14 protein-coding genes and 1 pseudogene are annotated in these 19,163 nt (G+C 57.9%); 7 read left to right on the forward strand and 8 right to left on the reverse strand.

What is annotated here, in order from left to right:
* Nucleotides 1-55: 55 nt before the first annotated feature.
* The 3 genes from ompA to BN1115_RS03820 all read right to left on the reverse strand — a co-directional run bounded on the left by ompA (nucleotide 56) and on the right by BN1115_RS03820 (nucleotide 3,295).
* Nucleotides 56-1,060, reverse strand: coding sequence for a porin OmpA (gene ompA, locus BN1115_RS03805; RefSeq protein WP_042656133.1), 1,005 nt, complete (start codon nucleotides 1,058-1,060; stop codon nucleotides 56-58).
* A gap of 307 nt (nucleotides 1,061-1,367) precedes the next feature.
* Nucleotides 1,368-2,390: a porin OmpA gene (locus tag BN1115_RS03815; RefSeq protein WP_042656135.1), complete on the reverse strand. Its 1,023-nt coding sequence runs from the start codon at nucleotides 2,388-2,390 to the stop codon at nucleotides 1,368-1,370.
* A gap of 308 nt (nucleotides 2,391-2,698) precedes the next feature.
* On the reverse strand, nucleotides 2,699-3,295 hold the full coding sequence (locus BN1115_RS03820) for a hypothetical protein (RefSeq protein ID WP_042656136.1): 597 nt from the start codon (nucleotides 3,293-3,295) through the stop codon (nucleotides 2,699-2,701).
* A 257-nt stretch (nucleotides 3,296-3,552) separates the two neighbouring features.
* Between BN1115_RS03820 and BN1115_RS03825 the strand changes: the two genes are divergently transcribed.
* Nucleotides 3,553-3,819 carry a helix-turn-helix domain-containing protein gene (locus tag BN1115_RS03825; protein ID WP_040094449.1) on the forward strand — a complete coding sequence of 89 codons (267 nt, stop codon included), beginning with the start codon at nucleotides 3,553-3,555 and terminating at the stop codon, nucleotides 3,817-3,819.
* Nucleotides 3,820-4,019: 200 nt separating this feature from the next.
* Complete coding sequence (locus BN1115_RS03830; RefSeq protein ID WP_042656137.1) at nucleotides 4,020-5,381, forward strand: sodium-dependent transporter; 1,362 nt, start codon at nucleotides 4,020-4,022, stop codon at nucleotides 5,379-5,381.
* A gap of 72 nt (nucleotides 5,382-5,453) precedes the next feature.
* Here the strand turns inward: BN1115_RS03830 and BN1115_RS03835 are convergent, their stop codons facing one another.
* Nucleotides 5,454-6,323, reverse strand: a complete 870-nt coding sequence (locus BN1115_RS03835; RefSeq protein WP_042656138.1) for a patatin-like phospholipase family protein — start codon at nucleotides 6,321-6,323, stop codon at nucleotides 5,454-5,456.
* A gap of 34 nt (nucleotides 6,324-6,357) precedes the next feature.
* The gene (locus BN1115_RS03840) at nucleotides 6,358-7,908 is read right to left on the reverse strand and encodes a sensor domain-containing diguanylate cyclase (RefSeq protein ID WP_042656139.1); all 1,551 of its coding nucleotides are present in this window, start codon (nucleotides 7,906-7,908) and stop codon (nucleotides 6,358-6,360) included.
* A gap of 197 nt (nucleotides 7,909-8,105) precedes the next feature.
* Between BN1115_RS03840 and BN1115_RS03845 the strand changes: the two genes are divergently transcribed.
* From BN1115_RS03845 to BN1115_RS03860, 4 genes are all read left to right on the forward strand, one after another.
* Nucleotides 8,106-9,155, forward strand: a complete 1,050-nt coding sequence (locus BN1115_RS03845; RefSeq protein WP_042656140.1) for an efflux RND transporter periplasmic adaptor subunit — start codon at nucleotides 8,106-8,108, stop codon at nucleotides 9,153-9,155.
* Nucleotides 9,155-12,271, forward strand: coding sequence for an efflux RND transporter permease subunit (locus BN1115_RS03850; protein WP_042656141.1), 3,117 nt, complete (start codon nucleotides 9,155-9,157; stop codon nucleotides 12,269-12,271). Before BN1115_RS03845 ends, BN1115_RS03850 begins: the two co-directional genes overlap by 1 nt.
* A 198-nt stretch (nucleotides 12,272-12,469) precedes the next feature.
* Nucleotides 12,470-14,833 (forward strand): YgiQ family radical SAM protein, encoded by a 2,364-nt coding sequence (locus tag BN1115_RS03855; protein WP_042656142.1) that lies wholly within the window; start codon nucleotides 12,470-12,472, stop codon nucleotides 14,831-14,833.
* A 214-nt stretch (nucleotides 14,834-15,047) separates the two neighbouring features.
* On the forward strand, nucleotides 15,048-15,845 hold the full coding sequence (locus BN1115_RS03860; protein WP_128821647.1) for a hypothetical protein: 798 nt from the start codon (nucleotides 15,048-15,050) through the stop codon (nucleotides 15,843-15,845).
* 373 nt (nucleotides 15,846-16,218) lie between these two features.
* On the opposite strand, the pseudogene BN1115_RS03865 reads toward BN1115_RS03860, so the two are convergent.
* A pseudogene (locus tag BN1115_RS03865) lies at nucleotides 16,219-16,392 on the reverse strand (histidine-type phosphatase); the annotation flags it as partial.
* 81 nt (nucleotides 16,393-16,473) lie between these two features.
* Here BN1115_RS03865 and BN1115_RS03870 point away from each other — a divergent pair.
* Nucleotides 16,474-17,424: a transposase gene (locus BN1115_RS03870; RefSeq protein ID WP_042656145.1), complete on the forward strand. Its 951-nt coding sequence runs from the start codon at nucleotides 16,474-16,476 to the stop codon at nucleotides 17,422-17,424.
* A gap of 404 nt (nucleotides 17,425-17,828) precedes the next feature.
* Here the strand turns inward: BN1115_RS03870 and BN1115_RS03875 are convergent, their stop codons facing one another.
* Both BN1115_RS03875 and BN1115_RS03880 read right to left on the reverse strand, forming a co-directional pair.
* Nucleotides 17,829-18,047 (reverse strand): DUF7661 family protein, encoded by a 219-nt coding sequence (locus BN1115_RS03875; protein WP_042656146.1) that lies wholly within the window; start codon nucleotides 18,045-18,047, stop codon nucleotides 17,829-17,831.
* A gap of 110 nt (nucleotides 18,048-18,157) precedes the next feature.
* Complete coding sequence (locus BN1115_RS03880) at nucleotides 18,158-18,922, reverse strand: hypothetical protein (protein WP_244152209.1); 765 nt, start codon at nucleotides 18,920-18,922, stop codon at nucleotides 18,158-18,160.
* Between the last annotated feature and the right edge of the window lie 241 nt (nucleotides 18,923-19,163).

Genomic DNA, 19,163 nt, shown 5'->3' on the forward strand with positions numbered 1-19,163 from the left:
CCTTAACTGATCGGCATTAGGCCATGTGGCCTCCTTGTTATGTCGGACTGCAGGATTACTGTGTGACTTGCTGCACGCCGGTGACGCGCACTTCGACGCGGCGATCCGGTGCCAGGCAGGAGATCAGCTGAGCCTTGCCCTTGACGCTGTTGCACTGGGTGCCAGTGACCGGATTGGCTTCACCGCGACCTTCGATAGCAACCTTGCCAGCCGGCAGACCTTTGCCAACCAGGAAGTCGGCCACGGTACGAGCACGGGCTTCGGAGAGTTTCTGGTTGTAGGCATCAGAGCCGATACGGTCGGTGTAACCGACGACCACGGCACTGCCATCTTTCGGCTGAACGTCAACGATCTGCTGATACAGGGTGTTGAGCGCTGCGACACCTTCTGGCTTGAGGGTGGATTTGCCAAAGGCAAACAGCACGTCAGAGCTCAGGGCGAAGTTCTTGTCGACCAGTACCGGCTCGGGAACCGGTTCAGGGGCGGGGGCAGCAACCGGGGCTACATAGGAGGTGCGATTCGGGTGCATCACCAGCTCCAGGGTCGCGACGCTCATGTCGCTCTCCCAGGTTTTCTGCTCGTCACCCAGACTCCACAGGTAGCGGTAGCGGGCTTGCACATCGATAAGGTCGGAGACCTTGGCGGTCAGGCCCAGACCGGCCAGCGGCGCAGTGCCGTTGTCGCTGTTGCCATTGCCGTTGACGTGATTGAAGTAGGCACCACCTTCAGCAAACACCGAGAAGATGTCGCCCAGCGGCAGGCGGGCGATACCGGACAGGGTTGCACCCTGGGTCTTGAAATCGCTGCCGTCAACGCCCGCTTTACCGGCGTAGAGGTAGCCCAGTTCGGCTGAGTAGTAGTCGTTGAAGTTGTAACCGCCGAACATGCTCAGTGCGGTGGCATCTTTGTCTGTATCCAGACCTTGTACATCGTCAAGGTTATGAGCATATGCCCAACCTGCACCGATACCACCATACCAGCCATCGCCAGCAGCCTGAGCCGTGGTGCCAGCGGCGGCCAGCGCCAGAGCAATCAGGGTCGGAGCCATTTTGAGTTTCATCGGTTTATCCTCGTTGTGTTAGCCCGGGTCGGGCAATGCACTTGTTTTTATTGCTGCGAAAAATCGCCAGCAAAGTGGATAGCGAAGGCTTTGGACTCTCATGATGCAGTGGCGTCATGGACAACAGACCGGACAAGAAGCGCTTTTTAGTGCTTATCCAATACCTTACAGGCGCAACTACTTTATGCTTTCGGGGCGGGGCAGGCAAGCGCAGGGAGGGGGAACTGAGGGATGCAAGCGAGAATGAGACAAACAAAAAGGGATGCCGCAGCATCCCTTTTTTTCGCACTATCTGAACGAGGTCAGATTATTGCTGAACTTCTTGTACGCCAGATACGCGAACTTCTACGCGACGATCCGGAGCCAGGCAGGAGATCAGCTGAGCTTTAGCGGTTACGCCGTTGCACTTGGTGCCGGTAACCGGGTTGGCTTCGCCACGACCTTCAATGGCAACCTTGCTGGCAGCCATACCTTTGCTCACCAGGAAGTTGGCAACGGTACGGGCACGGGCTTCAGACAGCTTCTGGTTGTAAGCGTCGGAACCGATACGGTCGGTGTAACCAACAACAACAGCGTTGCCATCTTTCGGCTGGAATTCAACGATTTGCTGATACAGACCGTTCAGGGCCGCAACGCCTTCCGGCTTCAGGGTGTCTTTGCCAAAGGCAAACAGCACGTCTGAGTTCAGGGCGAAGTTCTTCTCTACCACTTGCGGAGCAGGAGCAGGGGCTTCTTCAACAACCGGAGCAGCTACCGGAGCTACATAGGAAGTACGGAACGGGTGGTATACCGCTTCCAGAGTAGCAACGCTCTGGTTGGACTTGTAACGGTCACCGTTGTCGGCGTGCAGGTCAGCTACGTCCCACATGTAGCGGTAGCGAGCTTGCAGATCCAGCGCGTCACTTACTTTGTAAGTCACACCGGCACCGGCCAGCGGGGAAACTTTAGTGTCGCTTACACCCAGACCGTCGGTGTGAGCCCAGTAGGCGCCGCCTTCAGCGAACAGGGAGAAGTCGTTGCCAACCGGCAGACGAGCGATACCGGACAGGGTGGCACCCTGGTTTTCGTAACGGTTGCCGTCGGTGTTACCACGACCGGCATACTGGTAACCGAATTCGGTACCGAAGTTTTCGGTGAAGTTGTAACCAACGAAGGCGTTGGCTGCAGCTGCATCTTCTTGACCTACGTTGGTGCTTTCGATCTTGTTCAGACCGTTGAAGTGAGCAGCACCGACACCGGCACCGAAGTAGATGTCGTCAGCGGCGTGAGCAGCGGTAGCACCCAGAGCAGCCATGGCGATGGCGATCATGGAAGGAGCCATTTTCATCATAAAAAAATCCTCGTTGAGATCGCACGTTATTCACGTGCTTCACACTTTTTAATTTATGTAAGCTGCAGGCTCCGCCGTACGGCTGGCGTCGAGTCTGGCAGATGACCCGGCAGAACCGGGTTGCACACTCTCCTGGTGTGTCGAGTGCGCTGGCATGGCACGCAATGCGTGAGAAACCACTGCCAGGCAACTGATGTCATTCCGATGACGAGGCGCACTCTATGCCGATTTTAAAACATGATCAAGCTCACAAATGAGCCTTATGGCAAATTGTGTCGTGTCGTTAAATGGCTGTTTATCCAGATTAATTAGTGATCCAGATAGGCCCTGTGCAGTTTCTTTTCAAGTTTCATATAGGCCTGAACCCAGTCGGAATGCGGGTTGGCAGGATGTGCTCTGGCAGCAAAGACCGCGAGGTAATCTGCCTCGCTTGCACACTGCAGCAGGGGGGTAAATGTCATCAAGAAATGTCGGGCCAGATAGGGGTCAAGGGGCCAGATATTGAGGATGGCCCGCGCCACAGGCTGAACCGCAGCTGAACAGATGAAATGGCTGTGTCCGGTGTCCAGCCAGTCAGCCATCTCGCACATGCCGGATTCGGGTACCAGACCGCCATCACCCGGGGTCGTTGCCAGGGTAATGCTCTGCCCGTTTACCGTGATGAGCTGTTCATTGTTATGCAGGGTGCCGTCGTGGCTGCGCAGGGCCAGGCCCGCAGCTTCCTGTTCAAGAAACAGGCTGCAGCTGTCCGGCAGGGCGGCCAGGATCTCGCTGGCATGGTTGTGCATCGATGCCGGAAGCCAGAATGCTTCGGCGCGATATTGTTCACCTTGCAGACGCTGTTGTGCCAGTTCTGCAGGGCTGGATACGGGGTGCAGGCGAGAGATAATGCCGGGAAACGCCATACTTATTCCTCTTATTGGGTAGCTGGCGAATTATACGAGTTATTCTGGCGGCAACAATAAAGGTTTCTTTTCGAGACTGTTTACCTGAGACGGCTGAGCGATTACCATCCCCGATGAAAGTAAGGGTTGTCGCCGAAAGGCGCTCATAAAGATAGAGGCTCGACCATAACGAGTCCGTACAAAACTGATACACTTGACTACGAGTCGTCGCGAAAAATAAAGGCGGAGTAAATCCGCCGAACGGAGTATGGAACATTATGAATTCAAATATCGTCACTGTTGGCAAGAAGATCCGTCAGATCCGTGAAGCGGTCGGTTTGAGCCGTCCGAAGTTTGCAGATTTGCTCGGTGTTCCTCCCACCACACTGAAAAACTACGAGCTGGGCTATCGTGAAGTCGGGGGCGCCTTCCTGGTTGCCCTGGCGCACCACCCGGATCTGCACAAGTTCACCCTCTGGCTGCTGGCAGACAAAAAAGTCGCCGAAATCGGTCAGATTGGACCGGATGATCTCGCCAAGGTGTGATCATCGATGTGAATAGAAATGCCGCCTTCGGGCGGTATTTTTTTGCCTGCAAATCAGAGCCCTGATTGCCGCTTTTTTCTTATCTGTGCTCTATATAGGGCTTTTGCTCAAAACATCTTGGCAAACCACCATAAACCTCAGAAAATTCCGACCCTCAAAACCCGGTTCATCTCGCATGATGCGAAATAAGTGATACAAGCATGAGTCAAACACCCCCCAAGGCCCGCGACGGCTTTACCAGTAAGTTCGGCGTCCTTGCCGCCACCCTTGGTTCAGCCGTCGGCCTCGGCAATATCTGGAAATTCCCCTACCTGACCGGTGAAAACGGTGGTGCCGGCTTTTTGCTGGTCTATGTGATCGCCACCCTGCTGGTCGGTTTGCCGGTGATGATTTCCGAGATCATGCTGGGCCGCAAAAGCAAAACCGATGCGGTCACCACCCTGAGCAATCTCGCTCCGAAAGGGCAACCCTGGTGGCTGATTGCGGTGATGGGGGTGCTGGCGGCCTTCCTGATCATGTCCTTCTACTCGGAAGTGGCGGCCTGGGTGTTTGCCTATATCTTCAAGGCGATCGACGGCTCCATTCTCTCCACCGATCCCGAGGTGACCGGTGCGGCATTTGGCGCGCTGATCAGCAACCCGCTGCAGAGCCTGCTGTGGCAGTGGCTGGTGCTGGCCCTGATGGGGGGCATCCTGCTGATGGGGGTCTCAAAGGGGATCGAAGCGGTCACCAAGAAGCTGATGCCGGTGCTCTTTATCCTGCTGCTGGTGATCGGTATCCGCAGTCTGACGTTGCCTGGGGCGAGTGAAGGTCTCTCCTTCCTCTTCTCGCCAGATTTCTCCAAGATCACCGGGGCCGTGGTGCTGACCGCCATGGGGCTGGCCTTCTTCAAGCTCTCCATCGGTATGGGCTGCATGATGACCTACGGCAGCTACTTCCGTGATGACCAGAACATTCCGCTCACCGCATTTCGGGTGATGTGCGCCGACCTGTTCGTCTCCATGCTGGCCGGTATCGCCATCTTCCCGGCGGTGTTTGCCTTCGGGTTCGAGCCGACCGCCGGTCCTTCGCTGCTGTTCATCACCATTCCGGCAGTGTTTGCCAGCATCCCGTTTGGCCATGTTTTCATGGTGCTCTTCTTCGTGCTGTCGGCCATCGCGGCCACCGGTGCCATGCTCTCCATTCTGGAAGTGCCGGTCTCGGTGCTCTCCGAGCGCTTCAAGATGAGCCGCCCCAAGGCGACCCTGATCAACCTGCTGGTGCTGGGGGCTGTGGGTTCCACCTGCGCGCTCTCCAACAGCGCCATGGCGGATGTGCAGATTGCGGGCAAGACCTTCTTCGATCTGTTCGACTACCTCTCCTCCAACATCCTGATGCCGCTCGGCGGTATCTTCCTCTGCCTGTTTGTAGGCTGGGTATGGGGCGAGGAGAAGATGCGCGATGCCCTGACCAATGGCGGCGAGCTGGTTCTGCCCATTCTCAAGCCACTGTTCTTCATCATCCGCTATGTCTCACCGCTGCTGATCCTGATCGTGATGCTCAAGGGGCTGGGGCTGTTCTAAGCCGAGGGTTTTGTGATAGCAAAAGAGCGCCGCAAGGCGCTCTTTTTGTTGGTGTCGGCAACGATGGCGGAGTTACAACAAGCCAAGACGAGACAGTTCATCCTTGAGTTGATCGAGGTTGCGCTCGACGCAGGCTTCCCCCTCGTTGATGGCGTCGCTGGCGCGATGAAAATCCATAATGGAGAAGCTGCCAAGGCGCGGGCAGAGCTGGATTTGCGGCGGATCGCCCGCCATCCGGGCGCGGGTAATGCGCTCCTGCATGATGTTGATGGAGCCGCTCATCACGCTCCACAGACCCGGGGTGGCAGGCGCGGATTCACCGCGATTGAGCCACTGGCTGAGCAGGCCCATGCTGCCCGGTTGATCCGGCTCGTCGGTCCAGGGCTGGTGCAAGTCGGTATTGAGGTTGACGGCGATCACCACCTCGGCCCCCATGGCGCGGGCCAGCGAGATGGGCACCGGATTGACCACGGCGCCATCGACCAGCCAGCGATCGTTGACCCGGGTCGGCGTGAGGATCCCCGGCATGCCACAGGAAGCGCGCACCGACTGGCGCAGCGGCCCCTGTTGCAGCCAGATTTCGCGGCCGGTATCGAGTTCGGTGGCGACACAGGCGAAGGGGATGGGCAGGCTCTCCAGCTCAGGATTGCCCAGGTGGTTGGCGGCGAGGCCAAACACCTTCTCGCCACGAAACAGACCGCCGGAGAGGGCCGGGTCGAGCAGGCTGACCACCTGCAGGCGGGTAAAGCCGCGCACCCACGACTCCAGCCGGTCCAGCTCACCGGCGGCATAGGCGGCGCCAACAAAGCTGCCGATGGAGCAGCCGGCGATGAGGTCGGGCTTGATGCCCAGTCGTTCAAGGGCGCGGATGACGCCGATATGGGCCCATCCTCTGGCGGCACCGCTCCCGAGAGCGAGCCCTACGCGGGGTTTACGTGGCACGACGTTCCTCCAAAAAGGGGTTGGAGCGACCAGCTTACTCCGCAAGTCCGGATGCGTCACCCTGCCATCTTTCGCTGCGGTTGCGCCCGTTGGCTTTGGCCTGATAGAGCGCCACATCGGCACGGCGCACCGCTTCATGGAGCGGGATACCCGCCTCGTGGGGGTGATAGCCGAGGCTGATGGTGACCACCAGATCGGGCTCGATAGCGGTCCAGTGATGATCGGCTACGGCGAGTCGGATTTGCTCTGCCAGCTCGCCGAGGCGGGAGGCATCACTGTGGCCAATCAGCAGCAGAAACTCCTCGCCACCCCAGCGGATTAATTTGTCCGACGGGCCGAGCTGCTGCTGGCAGAGCTGCACCAGCCGGATCAGCACCATATCGCCAACGGCATGGCCGAAGGTGTCGTTGACCCGTTTGAAGTGATCCGCATCGAACATCAGGATCCCGGCTTGCAGTCGCGCCAGCTCGCCCCCTTGCTCCAGGCGCTCCAGATAGTGGCGATTGAAAGCGCCGGTGAGGGCATCGTGACAGGAGAGGTAGTTGAGTCGCAGGTTGAGACGGTGGGACCTCAGGTTGGAGAGGGCCGCCAGCAGCATAAAGAGGATGGCGAGCAGGGTCGGTGCGGATTGGCAGAGCATGGCCCACGCCAGCGGTAGCAGAGTGACGTTGTGTACCAGTCGCAACGGGGTATCGGGGATCGCCATCGTCAGTTGCAATCGCCCCTGTCGCCAGCGGTACTCACCGGTGGGCGCGGGGTCTTGCGGGATCACCGGTTGGCGCGCACTGCTGGCCAGCACCTGATGATACTGATTGAGCAGCAGATACTCCCCCAACGCCGGCGTCAGCTGATTGAGCTGCTGTTGCAGGCGGGCGAGCAGCACATCCATGCTGATCATCCCCACCAGGGTGCCGTCCTTGTAGAGGGGTTGCGACATGGTGATCATGGTGCCGAGTCCGAGAAAGTCTTCATAAGGGCGGGAGAGAACCGTCCCCTTGTCCGGCGTGCGGGTCGTCAGCGCATCTTGCCAGAAGTACTTCTGGTAAAGGGCAGGGTAGAAGCGAAACCGGCTGGAGGGCTGCCAGGGGTAGAGGTAGATAAAGTTGTCCACCCCGATGAAGTAGACCCAGGCGATCTCCTTGGCCAGATGTTCGCTGGCGGTGGCCAGCAGCGGGGAGAGACTCAGGGCCAGATGTATGCGCGCCTCCCGCTCGCTGCCCGGTGGCGGCAGTGGCCCCGCTCCGGTGAGGTTGCCTGCCAGCCCTGCGGGCAGGGTTGCGGGGAGCGTGTCCAGTGCCAGCCCATCCGGCAGTGCCTCGATGTGGCCATAGAGTTGGCGGGTCAGCACCGATTGGGGGTCGCTGCGCAGTCGCTCCTCGGCCTGACCGCGCATCGCCTCCAGAAAGACCTCAATCTGCTTGAACTGATCCCGCAGGTAGATGGCGCTGTTGAGGGTATCGCTCTGGTAGAGGCGTTCTATCTGTTTCAGGCTTTGCCGCAGGGTCAGACCAACCAGCAGAATGACCAGAGCAAACAGCAGCCAGGTCAGGCGGGTGAGAAAAGGGGTGGCTGACACATTGGGCATAGGCAACGATCGGGCATGGAAAAGAGAGTGTCGTGAGTGTAAGCGAAGAGGGTGGGAAAAGAATCGAACCATGCCAAATGGAGTGATCTTGCCCCCTTCCTGTTACGTTTTGTCACATTTATACATAGTCACGGCATAGTCTGGGGCTAAAATGGCCCCAATCTGGTTTTTCTTTCTCACTCTTCATGGACTGTTCGATGAAAATGCGTATCTGGCTCGGCTTGGGCCTTCTTCTAATCGTGGGTGCCGGCGTCTGGGCGCTGCGTCACAGCGAACCCGCCGCCAAAGCACCGACCAGACAGGTCAATATCCGCACTCAAACCGTCAAACAGAGTCTGGCCGAGCCGACCCTCAAGCTGGTGGGCAAGCTGGCAGCCAATCGCTCCGTCATCATCAGCCCCGAAGTGACCGGCCGCATCGTCAAAATTGCGGTGCAGTCGGGCCAGAGCGTGGCGAAGGGGGAGACCCTGATCGCGCTGGATGCGGGCAAACAGCAGGCTGAGCTGGCCGAGCAGAGCGCCAGTCTGCGCGACGAGAACCGCAAGCTGGGGGATATGCGCAAGCTGGTGGCCCGTGGCGCCGTGACCCAATCCGAGCTGGAGGGGCAGGAGGCCACCGTGGCCCAGGTGCAGGCGCGCCTCGATGCCGCCCGTTACGAGCTCTCCCTGCGTACCTTGCAGGCACCCTTTGCCGGTACCGTGAGCCTGATTGACTTGAGCGAAGGGGCACTGGTCAACAGCGGCGATACCTTGCTGCATCTGGATGAACTCGACAAACTGCGCCTCGATCTGGCGGTGCCGGAGCGTTACCTCTCCCTGCTGCGCCCGGGCATGGCGGTCACCGCCACCAGTACTGCCTGGCCGGATCAGCAATTCAACGGCACCCTGACCACCCTCGACAGCCGCGTCTCCAACGATACCCAGAACATCAAGGCGCGGGTGATGATCCCCAATGGCAACGGCCAGTTGCGCCCGGGCATGTTGCTCAATGTGGAGCTGGCGCTGCCGGCCCAGCAGCTCACCCTGATCCCTGCCCAGTCGGTGGAGTACGCCGGTGAGCAGCGCTTTGTTTACCGTCTCGAGGCCGATGGCCGGGTCAAGCGGGTGCCAGTGGTACTCGGCGAGACCGAAGGGGAGACCGTCTGGGTCACAGAGGGGCTGAAGGTCGGCGATCGCATCGTGGTCGAGGGGCTGGTCAATCTGCGTGATGGGGTGCAGGTGCGTGATCTGGCCGAGGTGAATGGCTGATGTGGCTCTCCGATATCTCAGTACGCCGCCCGCTGGTGGCGGTGGTGCTCAGCGCCCTGCTCACCGTGTTTGGTCTGGTCGCCTTCAGCAAATTGACAGTGCGGGAGATGCCCGATGTGCAGATCCCGTCGGTCTCCATCAGCACCACCTATGAGGGGGCTGCCCCCTCGGTGATGGAGAGTCAGGTCACCAAGCCCATCGAGGATCAGCTCTCCGGCATCAGCGGCATCAAGAACATCAACTCCATGACTCGCAAGGGGCGCTCGATGATCACCGTCGAGTTCAAGCTCGGCTGGAACATGGTGGAGGGGATCTCCGATGTGCGCGATGCGCTCTCCCGCGCGCGGCCACGGCTGCCCGATGAGGTGGACGAGCCGCTGGTGACCAAGGACAGCGGCAACGGCGATGTGGCGATCTGGCTCAACTTCAGCAGCAGCCAGATGGATCGCACCGCCATGACCGACTACGCCAACCGCGTGCTGGTCGACCCCCTGAGTCTGGTGGACGGCGTGAGCGAAGTGGCGCTCTCCGGCGATCTGACCCAGGTGATGTATGTGCGGCTGCGCCCTGCCGACATGGCGGCCCGTGGCATCACGGTGAGCGATGTGGAAGAGGCCCTAAAGAGGGAGAACATCGAGCTGCCGGGCGGCGAGATCCGCAACAACTCCATGACCATGGCGGTGCAGATCGCCCGACTTTACCACACTGCGGAAGATTTCCAGCAACTGCAAGTCACCACCGCCGCCAACGGCCAGAGCGTCTATCTGGCTGATATCGCCGATGTGGAGGTGGGGGCCAAGAACGAAGACAGTGCCTATCAGCGCAACGGCAAAGAGAGTCTGGGTATCGGTATCGTCGCCCAGTCCACCGCCAACCCGCTGGCGGTGGCGCAGGGGATCGAGAAGAAGCTCGGCGAGATGCAGCGCTTCCTGCCGGAGGGGGCCAAGCTCGAGGTGGATTACGACTCCACCATCTTTATCAAGCAGGCCATCGACGAGGTGTATGAAACCCTGGCCATCTGCGCCGTGTTGGTGGTGGCGGTGCTCTATCTGTTCCTCGGGCAGGGGCGTACCACGCTGATTCCGGCCATTACGGTGCCGGTGTCGCTCATCTCCGCCTTTATTGGCGCCTGGTATTTCGGCTTTTCCATCAACCTCATCACCTTGCTGGCGCTGATCCTCGCCATCGGCTTGGTGGTGGATGACGCCATCGTGGTGGTGGAGAACATCCACCACCATCTGCAGCGCGGTGAGCCGCCGCTGCTGGCGGCATGGCACGGCACCCGCGAGGTGGGCTTTGCGGTCATCGCCACCACTGCCGTGCTGGTGATGGTGTTTGTCCCCATCGCCTTTATGGATGGCATGGTGGGGCGGCTCTTTACCGAGTTTGCGATATTGCTCTCGCTCGCGGTGCTCTGCTCCTCGCTGGTGGCACTGACCCTGACTCCGGCCATGGGCTCCTGGCTGATGCGCCCGCTGGATAAACCGAACCGGCTGACTGCCGGGCTCGATCGCGGGCTCGGCTGGCTGGAGGGGCACTATCGCCACCTGCTGGCGTGGGTGCTGCGTCGCTCCCGCTGGACGCCGCTGGTGCTGCTGCTCTGTCTGGGCGGTATCGGTGCCCTGTTTACCCAGCTGCCGACCAGCCTCACCCCGACCGAGGATCGCGGCGTCATCTATGTCTTCGTCAAGGGGGCAGAGGGGACCAGCATCGAGCGGATGAAGCGCAACATGCAGCAGGTGGAGTCCGCCATCATGCCGATGCTCGGCAAAGGGGTGGTGCAGGCGCTGAGCTTCAGTACCCCCGCCTTTGGCCGTGGCGGCGATCAGACCGGTATGGTGATCATCCAGCTCACCGACTGGGCCGAGCGCGACGTCACTGCCACCGAGTTCTCCCGATCTCTGGGTGCCAAGCTCTCCGGCATTCCCGATGTGATGATCCGCACCTTCCAGCCCGGTTTCCGAGGCGGCTCCACCGCGCCGGTGCAGTTCGTGCTACAGGGTAACGACTATGCCGAGCTCTATCAGCAAGGGTTGGCGCTGCAACAGGCGGCGCAGGGCAGCGGCCTGATGTTGAGCCCGGATCTCGACTACGCCGAGAAGACCCCCGAGCTGCAGGTGACCATCAATCGCGACAGCGCCAGCCAGCTTGGCATTCCGGTCTCCACCGTGGCCAACAGTTTGCAGACCCTGCTGGGCGGGGCGAGCAAGACCACCTATGTGGACAGGGGCGAGGAGTATGATGTCTACCTGCGCGGCAACCAGACCGAGTTCAACGGCATCTCGGATCTCGGTCGCATCTATCTAAAAGCCGCCAACGGCGAGATGGTCAGTCTCTCGACTCTGGCCACCGTCAAGCAGGTAGCGACCGCAAACCGCCTCAACCACTACCAGCGGCAAAAAGCGATCACCCTGACAGCCGACGTGCATCCTGACCACACCCTGGGTGAGGCCCTCGATTTCCTCGATGGCTGGGCCAACGCCAATCTGCCCACCGGCATGACGGTGGATTACGCCGGTGATTCCAAGGATTACCGCGACAATCAGGGGGAGATGGTGCTGGTCTTTGGCCTCGCCCTGCTGGTGGTCTATCTGGTGCTGGTGGCCCAGTTCGAGAGCACCCTGACCCCGGCGGTGGTGATGGTGACGGTGCCACTCGGCATCTTCGGTGGTCTGCTTGGCCTCTGGCTGACGGGGCAGGAGATGAGCATCTACAGCCAGATCGGCATGATCATGCTGATTGGCATGGTGACCAAGAACGGCATCCTGATCGTCGAGTTCATCAACCAGCTGCGCCAGCGCGGCGAAGGGTTCGAGGAAGCGATCATCGCAGGCTCGGTGCGCCGCTTGCGCCCCATCCTGATGACTTCGCTGACCGCCATTATCGGCGCGGTGCCGCTGATGCTCTCCATGGGGGCAGGCTACGAGAGCCGGATGGCGGTGGGGACTGTGGTCTTCTTCGGGTTGTCGCTGGCAACCCTGGTTACCCTGCTGGTGGTGCCCGCCATCTACCATCTGATCGCCCGCCACGCCGGCATGACAGGGGCGCGGGATCAACAGGTAGACGAAGCACTGGCCGCCAAGGGGGCAGGGGAGTCGCACCCTCCGGCGCTCTGAACAGCACCTTGGCCTGAACTCTGACTTGAACCCTAGCGGGGGCCAGTTATCAGCCTCCATCATCACAAGGGCGCCTGCGGGCGCCCTTGCTATTGCGGGTGGCGGCCTATTCCGCGGGATCTATAGGGACAAAAAGCCATCGCTCCCCTTGGCCGCAACCGGTATAATGCGCGACCCGAATTTTTCCAGGTGTTCAAAATGCAGCCGGTACCCAACCTTTTCTCCTATCCCCGCTATTGGGCCGAGTGCTACGGCACGGCGCCCTTCCTGCCCATGTCCCGCAAAGAGATGGACAAGCTCGGTTGGGACAGCTGCGACGTCATTCTGGTGACGGGGGATGCCTATGTGGATCACCCGAGCTTCGGCATGGCTGTCATCGGCCGCATGCTGGAGGCGCAGGGTTTTCGGGTCGGCATCATCGCCCAGCCGGACTGGTCATCGAAGGATGACTTTATGCGTCTGGGCAAACCGAACCTCTTCTTCGGGGTGACCGCGGGCAACATGGACTCCATGATCAACCGCTACACCTCCGATAAAAAGCTGCGCCACGACGACGCCTACACCCCGGGGGATGTGGGCGGCAAGCGGCCGGATCGCGCCACCCTGGTCTATACCCAGCGCTGCAAGGAGGCCTTCAAGGAGGTGCCGGTGGTTATCGGCGGCATTGAGGCATCCCTGCGCCGCATCGCCCACTACGACTACTGGTCCGAGACCATCCGTCGCTCCATCCTGCTCGATGCCAAGGCCGATATCCTGATCTACGGCAACGCCGAGCGGCCGCTGGTGGAAGTGGCCCACCGCATCGCAGCGGGGGAGACCATCGATACCATGCAGGATATTCGCGGCACCGCCGTTATCCGCAAGGAGCCGCTGCCGGGCTGGAAAGGGGTGGATTCGAGCAAGCTCGACCAGATTGGCCGCATCGATCCCATCATGAACCCCTATATGGAAGGGGCCCCATGCTCGGACGATGCCACCGAAGCGGCCCCTGCCGCGCAGGAGGCCCAGCCTGTGCTGGTGCAGCCGGCCAAACCCAAGCCGTGGGAAAAAACCTATGTGAAGCTGCCGGCGTTCGAGCGGGTGAAAGAGGACAAGGTGCTCTACGCCCACGCCTCGCGCATTCTGCACCACGAGACCAACCCCGGCTGTGCCCGCGCCCTGTCGCAGGCTCACGGCGATCGCATCGTCTGGGTCAACCCGCCCGCCTTCCCGCTTGAAACCGAGGAGATGGACGGCGTCTTCGGCCTGCCCTACCAGCGGGTGCCGCACCCGGCCTATGGCAATGAGAAGATCCCCGCCTTCGAGATGATCAAGACCTCGGTCAACATCATGCGCGGCTGCTTTGGCGGCTGCTCCTTCTGCTCCATCACCGAGCACGAAGGGCGCATCATCCAGAGCCGCTCGGAAGAGTCGATCCTCAAAGAAATCGAAGATATCCGCGACAAGGTGCCGGGCTTTACCGGCGTCATCTCGGATCTCGGCGGCCCTACCGCCAACATGTACAAGCTGCGCTGCAAGAGCCCCAAGGCCGAGCAGACCTGCCGTCGCGCTTCCTGTGTCTGGCCCACCATCTGCCCGCACATGGATACCGACCACAGCCCGACCATCAACCTCTATCGCAAGGCGCGCGACCTCAAGGGGATCAAGAAGATCCTCATCGCCTCCGGCGTGCGTTACGACATCGCGGTCGAAGATCCCCGCTATATCAAGGAGCTGGCCAAGTACCACGTCGGCGGCTACCTCAAGATCGCGCCGGAACACACCGAGGAGGGGCCGCTCTCCAAGATGATGAAGCCGGGCATGGGTAGCTACTACCAGTTCAAGGAGCTGTTCGACAAATACTCCAAAGAGGCGGGCAAGCAGCAGTACCTGATCCCCTACTTTATCTCCGCCCACCCGGGCACCACCGATGAAGACATGATCAATCTGGCGCTCTGGGTCAAAGAGAACCGCTTCAAGCTCGATCAGGTGCAGAACTTCTACCCGTCGCCGCTCGCCAACGCCACCACCATGTATTACACGGAGAAAAACCCGTTAAACAAGGTGAGCCGCACCGGTGGCGATGTGTTTGTCGCCAAGGGCGAGCGCCGTCGCCGCCTGCACAAGGCGCTGCTGCGCTACCACGATCCCGCTGGCTGGCCGATGATCCGCGAAGCCCTGCTCGCCATGGGCAAAGGTCACCTGATTGGCAACGGCCCGGGGTGTCTGGTGCCGCCGGAAGGTCGCAACGAGCGCGCCGCCAGTGGCAAGGGGATGAAACCGGCCCTGACTCGCCACAGTAACATTGCCCATCAGCGCGGCAATGGCGCAGGCAGCAAGGCCACTGGCGGCAAGCCGGTGGGTTCCCAGCTGCAGAAAGGGGCGGCTAATGGCAAACCGGCCGCACAGGGCGAAGGCAAGAATGCTGGCCAGAATGCGGGTAAAAGCAAACCTGCCGGCAAACCCGCCCATAAGGGCAAAGCGCCGACCCGCGCTGGCTCTGCCAAGCCGGGCACCAAACCCGCTGCTCAAGGCGGCAAGCCTGCTGCCAAAGGCAATGGTGCCAAGAGACCGGCGCGCTGATATTCCAGTGATAGGGAAGGGGCACAAATAAAAAGGGTAACCAGATGGTTACCCTTTTTCGTTTCGATATAGAATAATGCCAGTGTGTTAATTGGACTATGTCAAAATTGTTATTATCTGATTCATGGTGAATTTATTTTGGTAATTTAAGATTAAATTGACACACTCAAGCTTGCATTTTTATAATGGTTTTTTCTTGTAAGGGTATTTTATAATGAGAAGTCATAGACCATATGGTTTAGCACCATCAGCTTTGGAGTCAAACATTCTTAAATTAAGATCCTTTGAGATGATTTTAATAATCTTCTACATGGAGAGTCTACGCAGATTTATTATTGGCTCAATTAAAGCAACAGATAAACTTCGCCAAACCAAAAGGCTCGAATTACAGGATGATGAAGAATTAGATAAATCATCATCAAAAATACTAAGAAAGGCCACTAGGATATTGTTAGATGAAGGGATTATTACTCATGAGCAACGGATAGAATTTAACAGGCTAGTTAATTACAGAAATACTATTGGCCATGCTCCACACTATCTAACTGTAGACGTTGGTGCTTATGATAACTTGCAGCCATTAACCACAATAGGGAAAAAACAACCATCAGGTTACGATAAGACAATGCTTGAACGAGTTATTAAGATGAGAAAGGATATTCAAGTTGCGATTGGTGAACAATTTGTTACGCTTTCGAGTTTTGATATTTTAATGTTCGATTCTGCCGAGAAAACGTATCTGAAAGAAATTAAAAAATTGAAAAATAAAATCTCAAATCAGATCGATAAATTAAATGCCATATATGATGAGGCAAATAAATCAATTCAAAAAATACCAATACAAGTAATTAATGAAGCTCAACTGCATCATCCAAAGCATTACAAAGGAAATGGTACATTAAGTGATAGTGGTATCAGGTGTGTGAAAATGCTATATGATGCTGGTGCAACACCATTAGCTGTATCACATTTAATGAAAATATCGATGGTTTCAGCTAAGAGATGGAGATAGAAAATCAAGAAATCAATGACGCTGTAGTGGAAGGAATCTTGGGCACCTACCTCTCTTAACAAGGCACAGTACAGCCAAATCCCGCGCCACCGCCGTGGATTACAGCTTCCAATATGCTCCATTGACCCGCGCTGGCAGCAACCCATCGCAGCTCAACAGGTTCTGATTGGCCATGGTAAGCCAAACGAAACTGCCGAAGCGAGCCTTAAAGTGACTTAACTATCAGAAATTAATCGTTTTTTTAGCTTGATCAGCAAATGGAACTGGAAGGCGGCTTTATTGCCATATCCCGCTTTGGCAAGCAGGGAAGGGGAGTGAATAGGGGAGACCTGCTGGTCGCCCCTTGTGATTGCCATATCCGGCGCGCGAAGGGTTAGCCGTTATAGCCGTAGCAGCGTTTGAGCTCCTCGAAGTAGTAGTAGTGGCTGCCGCTTTGGTAGGGTTGGCAGCCGGTTTTAAAGGCGATCTCCTTTTCGTTGTAGAGCATCTTGACCAGCACCTGCCGCTGCCCGTTCTGGTAGATATCCCACTGGATATTGGCGGTATGACCGAAATCTGGGACACCCACCTTTTTGACAGAGGCGTAGTGCTGGTCTTGACTTGAGAGGTCACCGTTGAGGGATGCGCCATGACCATTGCCCGTTCACGTCAAATCAGTTTGCAGGATACGCCTTACTACCACGTGGTCAGCCGCTGTGTGCGGCGAGCCTTTCTGTGTGGTGACGATGCCCATTCAGGCCAGAGTTACGAGCATCGGCGTCAGTGGGTGGTCGACAAGTTGGGGCAACTGTCGCGACTGTTTGCAATCGGCATCTGTGCCTATGCGGTGATGAGCAATCACTATCATCTGGTGCTCAAGGTGGAGCCCGACACCGCAGCCAACTGGAGTGAGCGAGAAGTGGCTGAGCGCTGGGCGGCGCTTTTCCAGTGGCCGCTGTTGGTCAGGCGTTGGTATCAAGGGGAGATGTTGATCGAGCCTGAACTGGCTGTCGTGCAGCAATTGCTGGCCCAATGGCGGGAGCGGCTTCACTCCATCAGCTGGTTTATTCGGCTACTCAATGAAAATCTGGCCCGTCAGGCCAATCAGGAAGATGGTTGCAAGGGCCATTTCTGGGAGGGCCGCTTCAAGAGTCAGGCTTTGCTCACCAAATCAGCCTTGTTGGCCTGTATGGCGTATGTTGACCTCAATCCGATACGAGCCGCGTTGACCGATCGGCCAGAGCAGAGTGACTACACCAGTATCAAACAGCGCCTTGACGAGCCTGCTGCCCCTGAGGTTTTGCCACCACTGTTGCTGCCGTTTGCCAGCCAGGGGAAGCCTGAAGAATTGCCCTATGCCTTCACCGATTACCTGATGCTGGTTGATTGGACAGGCCGTGCTATTCGGCCCGACAAGCAGGGTCATATTCCGGCCCAACTTGAACCCATTCTGGAACGGTTGGGTCTTGATGGTGTTCGCTGGTTGAAGCAGGTGACGCTGTTCAGGCGACAAGGGATCAGAGTGGTGGGAGACAGAGATCAATGCCAGCAGTTTGCCCACCACTGTGGCCAGCGGCGATGCCATCAACCACTGCTTTGATTGCTTCGCGTCCACCCTGCCGATAGCTCCGGGTATTGCACACAGTTCAGTGAATGGCTGTGCAGGGGCTGCTGCTTTCTAAACCTGAAAATTTCTCTCACTAGCCAACTTTTGCAGGCATCAGCTCGAATGCATTCACCCTTATGGTGCCTGCAGCTGCGCGATAGTGGGTTGTTCCAAAAGGTGGGTGTCAAAATTTGAGCTTTCTAAACCTTAAAATCTCTCTCACCAGCCGACTTTTACAGGCTGAATCGGCATCAGTTCGGATGAATATACCCTTATGGTGCCTGCAACTGCCTGATAGTGGCTTGCTCCAAAAGGTGGGTGTCCTAATTGAAGGCTAATTGAAGGCCGCCCTCCGATCCGGTGCTACGACATGACTGACAAGGCCGCAAGCGGGCGGTTTACTCGATACGCACCACATCGGGGTGGGCGGCGCTGGCGGCTTCGTGATAGATATCGTCAAGCCAGCGCTGGATCTCATCTTCGGTCAGAAAGTCGGGAATAATCACATCGCGGATGCGCGAGTATTTGCGCTCGGGCAGGCTGACGTTAAATAGCAGCCACTGCTCCCCCTCCCGTTTCACCCCGACCAGTCGGCCAAAGACGCTGAATATCATCATGCCAAACCTCCTTCTCACTCTGTTTGCCGGATCCGATTTAATGATCTGTTGTGCCCGTCGGCCTTGTCGTCCCATGCCATCCGGTGCCTGATCCCGCTCTGACGCCTCGCTCAATACCATGCCAGCAGAGCATCAAACATGCGGGTATGGGTCACCTGCAGATTCGATGCCTTGGCAGGAATTGCGGCGCTATAGAGCTGGACACCGGGTTCGTTATGACTCTGCACCAGATAGTTTTTATGGCGACAGGCTCCATAGAGGGACAGGCTTTTTCTCGCACAGTGGCCGAGAAACAGTACCCCACCAAGGCCGATCATCAGGCCGGATATATCCAGCAGATTGATATCCATCAGATTGACGGCGGGTAGGGAAAACTGTGTCTCTGCCTGCTGCGCGAATTCATAGAGCGACACGGCAAACATTGCGCCGCAGAGCAGCAGTTTGAGGCGGGCGAGGCTGGTGAGTTTGGTCTGCATTATTTCCGGCGAGACAAAATAGAGGTTCTCCAGATGCCGCCTCTGCTCCTTGATAAGGATCCCGCGCACATTGACATCAACCTCGACCTGGGTCGATTCGCGATAGACCAGCCCCTGTTTTTCCCAATCGTTTGCCAGCATGGCAACCAGCACCGGATAGACGACAATGGCCAGGCCGCAATAGATCGGCAGCGCATGGTATCCGCTGGATATCAGCCCAACTGACAATATTGCGAATATATAGGGTGACAAGGCTTTGAGTGCAATTGATGATTTCATCGTTATACATCCATAAATAACGCGTTTTATAGGCGCCGATAGCGCACAGGCAATCATGGTTGCCGCCAATAAATGGCAGCTGCCAAATATGGTTGTGGCTATGGCTTTAGACAGCAGCAATAAAGTCCGGCGAATAGTCTGAAATAGACTATCCCATGCTTTGCAACAGGGATAAGAGGGCAATAGTAAGCCAAACGAAGCTGCTGTGACAGTGACCCGGATGGCATAAATCTGTGGGCCGCCTTCGAAATGAAATCACAATCTGTCGCTGCTCTGGCTCCCGCCATACAAAAAGTCCCGAGAGCAGAGCGCTTTCGGGGAAACTCCTTGTACGGGATATCTAACTTTTGGATTGCAGAGA

The organism is Aeromonas allosaccharophila (assembly GCF_000819685.1).
Taxonomy (GTDB): Bacteria; Pseudomonadota; Gammaproteobacteria; order Enterobacterales; family Aeromonadaceae; genus Aeromonas; species Aeromonas allosaccharophila.

Coding starts and splice junctions, on each gene's coding strand:
- ompA (WP_042656133.1), bottom strand. CDS start 1,060: ATGAAACTCAAAATGGCTCCGACCCTGATTGCTCTGGCGCTGGCCGCC.
- BN1115_RS03815 (WP_042656135.1), bottom strand. CDS start 2,390: ATGATGAAAATGGCTCCTTCCATGATCGCCATCGCCATGGCTGCTCTG.
- BN1115_RS03820 (WP_042656136.1), bottom strand. CDS start 3,295: ATGGCGTTTCCCGGCATTATCTCTCGCCTGCACCCCGTATCCAGCCCT.
- BN1115_RS03825 (WP_040094449.1), top strand. CDS start 3,553: ATGAATTCAAATATCGTCACTGTTGGCAAGAAGATCCGTCAGATCCGT.
- BN1115_RS03830 (WP_042656137.1), top strand. CDS start 4,020: ATGAGTCAAACACCCCCCAAGGCCCGCGACGGCTTTACCAGTAAGTTC.
- BN1115_RS03840 (WP_042656139.1), bottom strand. CDS start 7,908: ATGCCCAATGTGTCAGCCACCCCTTTTCTCACCCGCCTGACCTGGCTG.
- BN1115_RS03845 (WP_042656140.1), top strand. CDS start 8,106: ATGAAAATGCGTATCTGGCTCGGCTTGGGCCTTCTTCTAATCGTGGGT.
- BN1115_RS03850 (WP_042656141.1), top strand. CDS start 9,155: ATGTGGCTCTCCGATATCTCAGTACGCCGCCCGCTGGTGGCGGTGGTG.
- BN1115_RS03855 (WP_042656142.1), top strand. CDS start 12,470: ATGCAGCCGGTACCCAACCTTTTCTCCTATCCCCGCTATTGGGCCGAG.
- BN1115_RS03860 (WP_128821647.1), top strand. CDS start 15,048: ATGAGAAGTCATAGACCATATGGTTTAGCACCATCAGCTTTGGAGTCA.
- BN1115_RS03870 (WP_042656145.1), top strand. CDS start 16,474: ATGACCATTGCCCGTTCACGTCAAATCAGTTTGCAGGATACGCCTTAC.
- BN1115_RS03875 (WP_042656146.1), bottom strand. CDS start 18,047: ATGATGATATTCAGCGTCTTTGGCCGACTGGTCGGGGTGAAACGGGAG.